Origin of the sequence: Cellvibrio sp. QJXJ (assembly GCF_024452345.1) — a bacterium.
Lineage (GTDB): Bacteria > Pseudomonadota > Gammaproteobacteria > Pseudomonadales > Cellvibrionaceae > Cellvibrio.
The window spans coordinates 143,211-155,370 of record NZ_CP101662.1 but is presented as its reverse complement, the minus strand read 5'-3'; the positions used below and the strand labels follow the sequence as shown (position 1 = coordinate 155,370).

The 12,160-nt window shown below is 47.6% G+C and carries 10 protein-coding genes; 4 read left to right on the top strand and 6 right to left on the bottom strand.

Annotation, left to right across the window (positions count from 1 at the left end):
* Window position 1: 1 nt before the first annotated feature.
* A complete protein-coding gene (locus NNX04_RS00580) occupies window positions 2-1,819 on the bottom strand; it encodes an efflux RND transporter periplasmic adaptor subunit (RefSeq protein WP_261947147.1) in 1,818 nt (605 codons plus the stop codon).
* A gap of 455 nt (window positions 1,820-2,274) precedes the next feature.
* On the opposite strand from NNX04_RS00580, the gene NNX04_RS00575 reads away from it, so the two are divergent.
* From NNX04_RS00575 to trxB, 4 genes are all read left to right on the top strand, one after another.
* Entirely contained in the window at window positions 2,275-4,428 is a 2,154-nt protein-coding gene (locus tag NNX04_RS00575) for a sensor histidine kinase (protein WP_261947146.1), read from the top strand.
* Window positions 4,421-4,879, top strand: a complete 459-nt coding sequence (locus NNX04_RS00570) for a response regulator (protein ID WP_007643577.1) — start codon at window positions 4,421-4,423, stop codon at window positions 4,877-4,879. The genes NNX04_RS00575 and NNX04_RS00570 overlap by 8 nt, the downstream gene beginning before the upstream one ends.
* A gap of 60 nt (window positions 4,880-4,939) precedes the next feature.
* Window positions 4,940-6,697: a putative bifunctional diguanylate cyclase/phosphodiesterase gene (locus NNX04_RS00565; protein WP_007643579.1), complete on the top strand. Its 1,758-nt coding sequence runs from the start codon at window positions 4,940-4,942 to the stop codon at window positions 6,695-6,697.
* Between the two features lie 217 nt (window positions 6,698-6,914).
* Window positions 6,915-7,862 carry a thioredoxin-disulfide reductase gene (gene trxB / locus NNX04_RS00560; protein WP_261947145.1) on the top strand — a complete coding sequence of 316 codons (948 nt, stop codon included), beginning with the start codon at window positions 6,915-6,917 and terminating at the stop codon, window positions 7,860-7,862.
* Window positions 7,863-7,942: 80 nt separating this feature from the next.
* Here trxB and NNX04_RS00555 read toward each other — a convergent pair whose 3' ends face one another.
* The 5 genes from NNX04_RS00555 to NNX04_RS00535 all read right to left on the bottom strand — a co-directional run bounded on the left by NNX04_RS00555 (window position 7,943) and on the right by NNX04_RS00535 (window position 12,078).
* The gene (locus NNX04_RS00555; RefSeq protein ID WP_007643581.1) at window positions 7,943-8,632 is read right to left on the bottom strand and encodes a DUF3313 family protein; all 690 of its coding nucleotides are present in this window, start codon (window positions 8,630-8,632) and stop codon (window positions 7,943-7,945) included.
* A 277-nt stretch (window positions 8,633-8,909) separates the two neighbouring features.
* Window positions 8,910-10,040, bottom strand: a complete 1,131-nt coding sequence (locus tag NNX04_RS00550) for an acyltransferase family protein (protein WP_261947144.1) — start codon at window positions 10,038-10,040, stop codon at window positions 8,910-8,912.
* 44 nt (window positions 10,041-10,084) lie between these two features.
* On the bottom strand, window positions 10,085-10,765 hold the full coding sequence (locus tag NNX04_RS00545) for an ABC transporter permease (RefSeq protein WP_261947143.1): 681 nt from the start codon (window positions 10,763-10,765) through the stop codon (window positions 10,085-10,087).
* The gene (locus tag NNX04_RS00540) at window positions 10,762-11,646 is read right to left on the bottom strand and encodes an ABC transporter ATP-binding protein (RefSeq protein ID WP_261947142.1); all 885 of its coding nucleotides are present in this window, start codon (window positions 11,644-11,646) and stop codon (window positions 10,762-10,764) included. The genes NNX04_RS00545 and NNX04_RS00540 overlap by 4 nt, the downstream gene beginning before the upstream one ends.
* Window positions 11,647-11,697: 51 nt before the next feature.
* Window positions 11,698-12,078 (bottom strand): GntR family transcriptional regulator, encoded by a 381-nt coding sequence (locus tag NNX04_RS00535; protein WP_261947141.1) that lies wholly within the window; start codon window positions 12,076-12,078, stop codon window positions 11,698-11,700.
* Window positions 12,079-12,160 lie beyond the last annotated feature (82 nt).

The following is a 12,160-nucleotide window of genomic DNA, read 5'->3' as shown; positions in this document are numbered from 1 at the left end:
GTCACCACCATAAACTTAAACGCAGCCAATGCCAGAGATCGTGAAACCAAATCCAGCCCAGCGCGCGTTTACCAACGGTAATTTTGCCTGAGCCGGTCATGCCGGGGCGCAGCAGATTTTTTATACTGTCGTCATCACTTGCTGCATCAGCCATCAACAACAATTCCACGCGAAAGTAATTGCGCCCTTCTCGCACTTCACTGATCGGCGTAATGGTTTTTACACGCGCAGAGAAAAGTTGATTAGGTAAACTAGACAATTTCACTTGCCCTTCTTGACCGGGCACAAGCGCGGCAATATCGCGTTCATCCACGAAAAGCTGCACAATAAAATCGTTCGCCGCCGCCAACTCAAATAACACATCACCCTGTTTTACCGGAGCGCCCTGCTTTTGCGAAATATCATCTGACACGATAATGCCGTCGATAGGCGCAAGCAGCTGGGTGCGCTGCAATTGTTGCTCGATTAAACGCAATTGAATGGCCGCCTGATCCATTTGTGCGTTGGCAATTGCCGCTTCAACACGATCAGAATTCGCCAGAGCCGCATCATAGGCTTGGCGATAGCGCTGTACCTGACTCGCCAGTTTGCGTCGCTCCAGCAGTAAATCCTCATCCTTTAAGGATGCGAGCAACGCTGCTTTAGTCACACTGTCGCCGGGGCGCACCAATACCTCGCCCAAATAACCGTCCTGTGGGGATACCACCAGATATTTTTCGCTTGTCTGTAACCTGGCATCAGCAGTAATGCGATAACTGATCGGCACAAATAACCCCATCAGTAACAGCAGTGCAGCGGCTAATGCCACACGACTGCGCCAAGCATCTACCCCAAACCAGCGCTGCATACGTTGGCCAATACTGCGTGCCACCAGTTGTTTAAACCCGGCGCCCGCATCCTGCCGTAACGCGATAAGACCGCCAGCAAAATGCAGCGCCGCCTGAATAAACAACTGTTGTGTCTGACTAAGTTTTGTCTGTTTGTCCAACTCGATTGTAAGCACGCCCAGCAGGCGATCACCTTTACGAATTGGAAAGCTGGAAACTGATTGCAATTGTTGTGATTGTTGCAATTGCTGATGAGCGCGAGTAATCGCCACCGCCAATGTCTCGCCTGCAGGTTCCACCGGGGAGTAGCTAATCCTAAGCCCCTGCTCCAGCGCTTCATTCATCGCTTCAGTCACTGCCTGCATTGCTTGGGTGCGCGGATCAAAGTGTGCCGAGTAAGACACCGCTTGCAGGCGCAGTGTTTGTTTGTGCAATAAACCCAAACTCACGCGCGTAGCCCCCAACTGCGACGCAACCATATTGACCAAACTAATCGCCACTTCTTGCAGGGAATTTTCTTTTAATAAAATGGTGCCCAGCTGTAAGGCGGCGAGTTGATAGTCAGCAGCTGGTGTGGTTGCTGGCACCTCTTGCACTTCCCGTTCCAGTGCGGGCGAATCACTCTGCTGATGCAACAAAAATTGCAACCAGAACTGCCCCAACTTGAGTTCTTTGAGCATTCCGGTGAGTGCTTTTTTATCGGCGACACTCACTTCCAATGCCACCACTCCCCAAAAGTTACCATCGATAATTAACGGATGCGCAAGGCGGTAATGATGCTCATCCACCTGCTCCAACTGTAAGCGCTGTTTTATCACCACTTGTGCCAATAGCATGCGCAGCGGCTCGCTTATCGCGTCCGCACCCGGCCACCTGGCAAGTAAATGTTGGGTTCCATTATTGACCTGAACCAGCATGGCGGCACTGACGCCACCGAGCATTTGGCATTGGGTTGCCAGCCAGGTTTTGAGCTTATTGTTGAACGATTGCATGGAGTTAACTGCTTTATCGATCCTGCGGTGCAGGAACCACTGTGTTTTTGTTATTAACTGTTTTACTGAATTAACTGAATTAACTGAATGGGCAGCTGAAATCGATACAGTGAGAATTAACCATAACAACAAAAACCACACTTGTCGTCAATTTCAACATTAAAAGCGAAGATTAAGTCCTTAAATTTCACTACTTCTCAAGCTTATACCAACTTATTGCAGTTTGATTGAAAACAACTGCCAGATTGTTATTAAGCTGAGAAAAATATCTCTTTTTTATCGCTACAAAATATATAAAACGATAAATACTAATTATTTTTTTATGCTCACAACTTTCGAGAGTATTTCTCATTACCTGAACTAGACTCTAGCCTTATAGCTGGAGGTTTTTTCACTTGTCATCGTATTAAACATACAAGTTGGGGAATTTTTAAAGAGTAACGGACTAAGCAACCATGTACGGAATTTTTAACCTTTTGAAGGAGCGCCCGGTGGTAATGCTGGGCTCAGCAAGCCTACTAATACTTGTGGGAGTAACCGTGCTCGCCACCTGGCACGCCCCTCGCCTGCTGGATGTTATTCACCCCTTTGCCACGCTGATGGCATACAACACTGCATTGGGATTTATCGCCTGCGGCTTGGGCTTACTCGCTATTGTTAAAAAATGGCAGCGAACTTTGGTGTACAGCGTTGTTGTGCTGTGGGGCATTGGGTTACTCACCCTGCTCGATTTACTCACTAGCATGGAGTTACACACCACTGATTGGTTTGAGATTTTTCTGAGTGACTCACCCATTCACCACCAGCCCATATCACCCACCACCAGCAGCGCATTTTTATTAGCCGGCGCCGCATTGTTATTAGGGCGCGCGACGGATGGTATTGCAACGTTAATTGCCACGTTGATTTGCTTGTTATTAATTTTAATTGCCACTGCCGCAGTACTCGGGCAGGGTTTTGGCTTGTTACCCAATTACGTATGGCTGGGAATTAAATTAGCGCCTCACACAGTTATTGGGTTAATTGCATTTGCATTGGCAATTATTACGCTGCGCTATTCAGCAGCAATCAATGCGTTTAACCGGCTTAATTTTTTTAACCGGTTAGTGACCGGTTTTATTTTTATGAGCCTGTTATTTGTCGCTATAGGCTCTATTGCCATGCTGCAAATAAATAGTGTGGCGACTATTTCGCAACAACTTTATTCCGGGCCAGTGCAAGTAAACAATGCAATGTTGCGCATCAAAGCCCATGTGAGCAAGCTGAATCGTGGCATCAAAGATGTAGCGGTAGCGCCAGAGTTAATGGAAGAACGTAATTTGCCTGATTTTATAACTAGCTCCGGGCAAAAAATTGTGGCTGAACTGGTACAGCTTGAACAACAACCGCAGCACCTAATTGCCAGCGCACAACTGCGCAGCACATTAAAGGATTGGCAAGAGTTATTACTGGATACTTATCAACAATTGGCCGCAGGCAATGTCGACTATTATCGCAAAATTGCTCTGGAAGACAGCCAAGCCCACACCCAGAAAATTGAAAATTTATGTGATGAAATCATTGCGCAGGCGCAGACCGAAATGCATGCGTTAAACGATCAGGCACTGCTCACCAAGCAACATGCAGGCAATTTAATGCTGGTAGTTATGCTAGGCTTTTTGTTAGCGGGAGTTTTGGTCGCCGCACTTATTACCCGCAGTTTAAGCTGGCAGCTGCAAAAAATTCGCGTTGCTATGCTGGAGCTGGCACAGGGCGATGCCAATATTCAGATTCCCTTTCTGGATCACCCCCAAGATGTTGGTGACATGGCCAGAACACTCAAAGTATTCGCACAAAATATTGACGAGCGCAACAAATCAACAGCACTACTGGCCAGTCACCAAAAAATACTGGAGAAAATCAATTTACAACTTGCACAGACAAATAAAGAACTTGAAACATTTGCCTATGTTGCTTCACACGATTTGAAATCGCCGCTGCGGGGCATTGCCCAATTATCCACCTGGATTGAAGAAGATCTTGAGGAAAAACAATTTTCCGAGGTGAATAAACACACCACCATGTTGCGCAATCGCATTCAGCGCATGGAAAAACTACTGGATGATTTGCTCACCTTTTATCGCGCAGGCAAAACCGATGGCAATCTGGCTGAGGTAGATGTTGCGCAAATGGCCAGGGAGTTATTTGACATCCAAAACACCAAAGCCGGGCTGCGCCTTGAATTGGCAGAGAACCTGCCCTGTTTCAGCACTTTGAGCACGCCCTTTGAACAAGTGCTACGCAATTTATTTTCCAATGCAATTAAACATCACGATCGCGATGAAGGTGTTATTCGTATCAATTACCAACTACTGCCTAATCAATATTATGAATTCAGTGTATGTGATGATGGCCCCGGCATCCCCGAGAAATTTCAGCAGCGAGTATTTGGTATGTTTCAAACGCTGAAACCACGCGATGAATTGGAAGGTAGCGGCATGGGCCTCGCACTGATAAAAAAAATTGTCGCCACCTACGGCGGTCACATCAAACTTGTGTCAGAAGGACGTGGCTGCTGTTTTTATTTCAGCTGGCCGCAACACATAGACAAAGGCGTAAAAGATGACTGATAACTTCTATCCGAATTTAAACCCAAGCCAGTTTAAAACTGTCAGTCTTCTTATCATCGACGACGATGATATAGACGCAACGGCGTTGCGGCGTGCATTACATAAACTGAAATTGCTTAACCCGCTCTACCGTGCCAAAGATGGTGTGGAGGCCCTTGAAATGTTGCGTAATGGCAATGTGCCAAGCCCTTACATTATTCTGTTGGATATCAATATGCCGCGCATGAACGGTATTGAATTTTTGGAGGTATTACGCGCCGATCCGGAACTAACCCATGCGATCGTTTTTGTACTGACCACCTCCAAATCGGACGAAGATATTTTGGCAGCCTACCGTGAACATGTGGCCGGCTATTTACTTAAACAGCGTATGGACAGCGATTTTATGCAGGTGATTGGGTTGCTTGATCACTATTGGCGTGTGATTGAGCTACCACATCCCGAACAATAGCCCCCTAGCTTTAGCACCAGGGTTTAATAACGGGCATTAAGAATAGGAGACCTAATCTGCATGAAGCTATTACTGATTGATGACAACGAATTGGATCGCCTGGCGATCATTCGAACGTTTAAAAAAACCGAGTGGGATATCACTATTGCTCAGGCCTGCTCCGCGAGCGAGGGCCTCGCGCAATTTGATAGCGAAGATTTTGACGCTGTCCTGCTTGACTATCGCCTGCCCGATATCGACGGTATGGAAGTGCTGCAACTTCTCGCCAAACACCCCAATCACCACGCTGCCGTAATTATCCTCACCGGCGCCAGCGCCGACGAAGATCTGGAGCGCGAATTTATTGAGGCCGGTGCCCAGGACGTACTGTTCAAATCGGAGATTGCTCACAAACACCTGACCCGCGCCATCACCCATGCACGCACACGTCATGAATTGGAACATCAGTTACAAGAGAGTCACCAGCGCCTGCGTGCGCTGGCCGAGAATGACTCACTCACCGGGCTTGCCAATCGCTACTATTTTGATGAGAGCCTGCGTGCTGCAATTCAGCGCACCAAACGCCAGCAAGATCAACTTGCCCTGCTCTTTCTGGATTTGGATAACTTCAAATTTATCAATGACGGCCTAGGCCATTTAATTGGTGATCAGGTTTTGATGGAAGTGGCTAAACGTTTGGTTGATGTGGTGCGCGCGGGCGATGTGGTGTGCCGTTTGGGTGGCGATGAATTTGCGATTTTAGCGCATAACTTTGAAACCCACGAAGCCATCAGCCAGCTTGCGCAACGCATTTTAGAGGACCTGCGCCGCCCCATTATTGTGGGCAATTATGAGCACAGCATCTCCTCCAGTATTGGCATTGCCACCTACCCGGAAGCCGGTGACAGCGCCAGCGATCTGCTCAAAGCCGCGGATATGGCCATGTATCGCGCCAAGCAAGACGGGCGCGACAATTACCAATTTTTTTCACCGGCGATGCAAGCGCAAATGCAGGAGCGCATTCACCTCGAAAAAGAATTACGCGCACTGATTCCTACCGATCACTTTATTTTGTTCTACCAACCCATTGTCGATGCGCAAACCTTTGAAGTTTGCGGCGCCGAAGGCCTGATTCGCTGGGATCACCCCGAGCGCGGCATACTGCCACCAAGCGAATTCATCACCCTCGCTGAGGAGATTGGCCTGATTGGTGAAATTGACTCCCGCAGCCGTTTAAATGCCTGCAAACAACTGGCGAAATGGCGCAAAGACGGATTGGTGGATGAGCAGTTCAACATGAAATTTAATGTCTGCGCCCAACTGCTGACTGACGATGATCTCTATCGCGCTATTATTGCAGACCTTACTGCTACCGGCCTGCCCGGACATTGCGTCAGCCTGGAGATTACCGAATCAATCCTGATTGAAAACCTGGGGCGCACCGCAGAAAAACTGCAGATGATTCGCGACTACGGCATCGATATCGCGGTAGATGATTTTGGCACCGGCTATTCCTCCATCGCCTACCTGAAAGAATTACCCGCACGCACCCTGAAGATTGATCGCAAGTTTGTGCAGGACGTGCCCACTAATCTGGCTGATTGCCGGATTCTGCGCGCCATGATTGTGTTTGCCAAAAGCCTGGATCTGATTGTGGTCGTGGAAGGCGTAGAAACCCGCGAGCAGGCGCGTCTTTGCCGCGATTATGGTGCCGACTTACTGCAGGGATATTTATTCTCCAAACCCCTTCCACCCGCCGCATTTGAGCAATTCTTACGCGATCACAATGCAGCCGAGTGGAATAAGCGTCTCTCGGTATTGGGCGCACTCACCGGCTAAGGGTGCGCTGCTCCGGCGGCGCACCACTCAACAACAGCCAAGCACAGCCCCACCTGACCTGGTCAACAGACAGTCAGCTCCAGCAAATAGCCAAACCCAATACGACAGATTGAACCAGACAATTTTGCGCCGCCATTGCGATTCGCCTATCATGCCCCCACATTGCAAAGACCCTTTGGTTTGACCTCCTGTTTTGTTTTAATTTCAAGGATTACCTATGAGTGACGTACAACACCACCGTTTAATTATTCTCGGCTCCGGCCCTGCCGGTTACACCGCTGCTATTTACGCCGCCCGTGCGAACCTCAAACCCGTTGTGATCACTGGCATGCAACAAGGTGGTCAATTAACTACCACCACTGAGGTGGAAAACTGGCCCGGCGGTGTTCACGACCTGCAAGGCCCGGATTTGATGGTGCAAATGCAGCAACACGCCGAGCGTTTTGACACCCAAATAGTATTCGACCACATTCACGAAACTATTCTGACCGAGCGCCCATTCAAACTGATCGGTTCCAATACCTACACCTGTGATGCGCTGATTATCTCTACCGGCGCTTCAGCTCAATACCTCGGCTTGCCTTCCGAAGAAGCCTTTATGGGCAAAGGTGTGAGCGCCTGTGCCACCTGTGATGGTTTCTTCTATCGCGGTCAAAAAGTTGCCGTGGTCGGTGGTGGTAATACCGCCGTGGAAGAAGCGCTGTATTTGTCTAACATCGCCAGTGAAGTAACGCTGATTCACCGTCGCGACAAACTGAAATCAGAAAAAATTCTGCAAGACAAGCTGATGGCCAAAGTCGCTAATGGCAACATCAAAGTGATTTGGAATCATCAACTGGAAGAAGTTTTGGGTAACGACTCCGGCGTGACCGGTCTGCGCTTGAAGAGCACTCAAGACGGCGCAACGCAAGAGATTGATGTCGCTGGTGTATTCATCGCCATTGGCCACAAACCCAACACTGACATCTTTGAAGGCCAATTGGATATGCACAATGGCTACATCAAGGTAAAAAGTGGCCTGGAAGGTAATGCGACATCAACCAATATTCCCGGTATATTTGCTGCCGGCGATGTGGCTGACCACATTTACCGTCAGGCGATTACTTCCTCTGGGGCTGGCTGTATGGCTGCGCTGGATGCCGAGAAGTATCTGGACGATCTGTAACAGCCGGCACGTAGCATCGGCAGCTAAATAAAAAGGGGAAGGTCAGCGATGACCTTCCCCTTTTTAATTGCCCGTGTGGTTTATTTAGCAGCCAGACGATCCAACTCAGTGCGCAAATTGCGCAGCCATTGGTTAAACGCCAGACGGATCTGGACATTATTAGTCACGCGATTGTTCTCCTCCCAAATACGCCCCAAATCGCGACGATCAGTAATAATCGCCAGCACATCGCCTGATACTGAATCCACCAGTGTCAGCTCCAACGTCATAGTCCCCATGCCTTCGCTGTACACTTTCATCATCGTCGGGCGACCTTTGGAGTCGTCTTTACTCGCCAATGGCGCAATCTCCAGCACTTTTGCTTTTACTTGCAATACATCCGCGCCCGTCTGTAAGGATGTCGCAAAACGGCCATCGACAATCAGGTTCGTCATTAACGCCTCGGTATAACGCTCCTGATAATAGCGGCGATCGGCATCGCTCAGCTCCCACGGCGTGTCGTTAATCTTGTCCGTGGACTGCTTGCGGATTTTGACCTCACTCAAATCCAACTGCTCGACCAATAATTTACTGTATTGCGCAAATTGCGCATTGGGCGCAACAAAGGTGCCATCAAAACGGCTGTCTTCCACCGCACTCAACCCCGCTTGATCTGCTTTCAGCGCCGCGTCTTTTTCATGGGGCTTAGTCATTGAACAACCACTAATCACACCAGTAGCCAGTGCAATTAGCACCAGTTTGACACTGAGATTTTTCATTAAACGTTTCATCACATTACCTGCCTGTAGTTCGGGGGACTGAAACTGTATGCTAGCCGCGGCAGTCACAGTCATTGGTTGTACCGCATGTTTATAAGACGTTATTCGCAATCAAGGGTTCATTGGTTGCATAACCCGCAACCTTATTGGTGGCATAAGGCCAAACTGCCAAGTGACTCCAAGTTATTGAAGCACAAAAGCAAACCGGGAAGCAGAGGCCTCCCGGTCAAGTTTGTAATATTTTGTAGTTTGACAGCAACCCTACTGGATTACCAAGACTGTAACAAGGTTACCTTCGACCATTCAACATCCAACCGATTGGTGTCCAACGCACCAGCAACAAATAACTCGCCATACCTACCGCAAAAGTTGCTGCCAGCGTCAGCCCATACTCCGCCCAGACCCCCCAATTTTTATCCATCAAAGGGTACTGCAGGGCAAAAATAATCGGCAAATGAATGATGTAAATCCAGTAAGAGCTATCGGCGATAAGCCGCATCCAACGGTGATGGGAATCCAGAAATTGTCTGGCATAAATTAAACACACCAATGTCATCCACAGCGCAATATAAACCTCACACACTGCCAGAAGTAATTTCTTCCACAACGCTAAAGGCGGCGCCATCAAATCCATCTGCACGGGTAAGTGATAATAATAAAGCGCAAATAACGCAGTGCTGGCAAGAAGAATCCTGAAGGCATAAACATTGAAGCGCGCAATAAAATTTTCCTGAGTGAAAATCCAATAACCCAACACAAAAAATAATCCGAAAAAGCCAAAAGACCATAATTGGGGTATAAAACTTTCCGGGGCGGGCTTGGGCGAAGCAATCAACAATGCACCGGGCAATAGTACCAAGGGTATGATTAAGAGAAATAACCCGGGTGTTAAACGAGCCAAAAAATTGCTCGCCCACTGCCAGTTAACAATGCGCAACAACCACACCAATACACAAAAATAAATCAGGTTATATAAAAACCACAAATGCATCGTAGTGGGTGGTGGGCGCGGGGTATCAGGGTTTTGCATTGCCTCCAGAATCATCAGCATAATTGCTGACTTATTTTCAACCTCATTGGTAGCCGTTAACAAAGGAATGAAAGTGGCGACCATACACAGCGGCAGAAAAATAATAAACGGCAATAAAATTCGCAGCGCGCGATTTTTTAACATACCAACCATCCCGCGCCGCGCCACTAAATAAGCCACAAAAAAACCGGCGATCAGAAAAAACAAAGGCATTCTGAATAGATGTGAAAACCAGGAAAACCAATCCAGCAGCAATGATTGCTCAGTATTTGCCGCCGGCCAGAGCGTCTGTAACTTGGGGCTATAGGCCAACGCCGCATGGAAAAACACACCCGTCAACATCGCCAGTGCGCGCAGGTTATCCATATAATAAAGCCGTGTAGTTACCATCGCTTTCACCTCCCTTTTTAATTATCGCTATTCATTACAGCTATTTATAAAAACGTTTCCTTGCGCGCTTGCCACACAAATGCAACCAGCAATGCAACTGCTAAAACGGACAACTGCACAGCAATAATACCCAGTGCTTCACTACTCCATACCGCCTGCGAACTAAATAAGTGTGTGCGAATACTCTCTATCCGGGCAACCATATAAATCATCGGACCAATCATGCAGTTTAAAAAAATCATTACAAATAACACCATGCCATCCGACTCACTAATCATCCCTGTTGCCCACGTCAAGCAGTAACTCAATAAAAAATACAACGCCAAAATTAAACACAGCGGCAACAATCCATCGGGTATTGGGCTAGCACTAAACACAAATATGGTCGCAGCTACAATCAACAACCAAGGAAAAACAAACAGCGTCATACAGGCAATTAATTTAGCCAGTGCATAGTCAACGGGTGTAACAGGTAAACTCATAATAAAAGGCAGGGTATGTTCCTTTCGCTCATTAATAATAGTGCTGCTAATTTGATGATTCCCCATGCCGATAACAGCGCTCATTAACAAAGTGGAACCCATTACGAATTGCCACTCGCCAAGGCTGATAAAACTCAACGCAGCAATGCCAGCCAAGGTATACAACATGATAAATTTCCGCTGCAGATACCAATCCTTGGCAACTAATTGTTTAACCACCGGTAAGTTCAGTGTGTAACTCATGAATTCACTCCTGCTTTTACTGTAGCGACAAAAATTTTCTCCAGCGTCATAGGCTCTACACTGGTTACATTGACACCTTGCGCACTCAAATGGGCAAGCGTGGATTCTGTAAATTGATTAACAATAATTTCTTGCAAGGAACCGTTATGTTTGACGCGCACCAAACCTGATAATTCGAGACCGGTAGGATCCATACTGCTGGCACAAAGAATTCTTCGCCAGCGCTCCAGATAGGTCTCTTTATCTTGCGAGTCCAGCAACTTCCCTTTGTGCACAAAACTAATCGAATCAGAAAGCTGTTCTATATCTTGCGTATTGTGTGATGAAAACAAAACGCTGCGATCTTCATCACGCAGAATAGCGGCAAGCTCCGTTAATACTTCTTCACGGGCAACGGGATCAAGCCCAGTTGTAGGCTCATCCAAGACCACAAGTTTGGGGCGCCGCGCCAGCACCAGTAGCAAGCCCGCTTTAACACGCTGCCCGTGTGAAAAACCTTTCATTTTTTGGTCCACACGCAAATCAAATATTTTTAATAAATGGGCTGCGTATGTTGGATCCCATGAGGGATAAATTGACTGGATGAACTGCATGTGCCAGCGCAGGGTTTCACTTTTGTAAAGCCGCATATCATCAGAAGCAAAACCGATTTGCTGTTTTACCGCTACCTGCTGCTCCGGTAACTTCTGGCCCAAGACATGCACGCTGCCACTGTCTGGCTGAATCAATCCCATGACTAAACGCAAAGTAGTAGATTTGCCGGCGCCATTAACCCCCACCAACCCCATCACCTGCCCGACCGGTAATTGCAGACTCAGATTATCCAAATAAAAATCCGGATAACGCTTGCACACATTTTGAAGTTCAATTGCATTTTCCATAATCAGACCTTTTAAAAACCCTCGCCTAAAAAATCACAGTCATTTATTAACTTATTTGCGTGCCGCTATAGCCTGCTGAATAAGTGCAATAATTCCTACTTCATCCAAACCCAGTGCAAGAGCATTGTTTACCAGCTCATTAATTTGCAGCGTTAATTCATGCTGCGCTAATACACCTGGCAAATCAGCCTGCGCGGCAACAAAAGAGCCCCGTCCCGGCTGGGTGACTATCACCCGCTCCATTTCAAGTTCGCTGTAAGCGCGCTTGACCGTAATTACACTTACTTTGGTTTGCGCACTCAGTTCACGAATAGACGGCAATGGGTGCCCTGCAGGCCAATCGCCCACACGGATTTTTTGTTTAATCTGGGCCATGATTTGCAAGTACATGGGGCGACTATCGTTTTGCGAGAGAAACAGCTCCTCAGTCACGCACACCTCTATCTGTATATATTTGATATACACAGTATATGCACAGATATACACAGACAGCAAGCGAGAAAAGAGAAAAGAG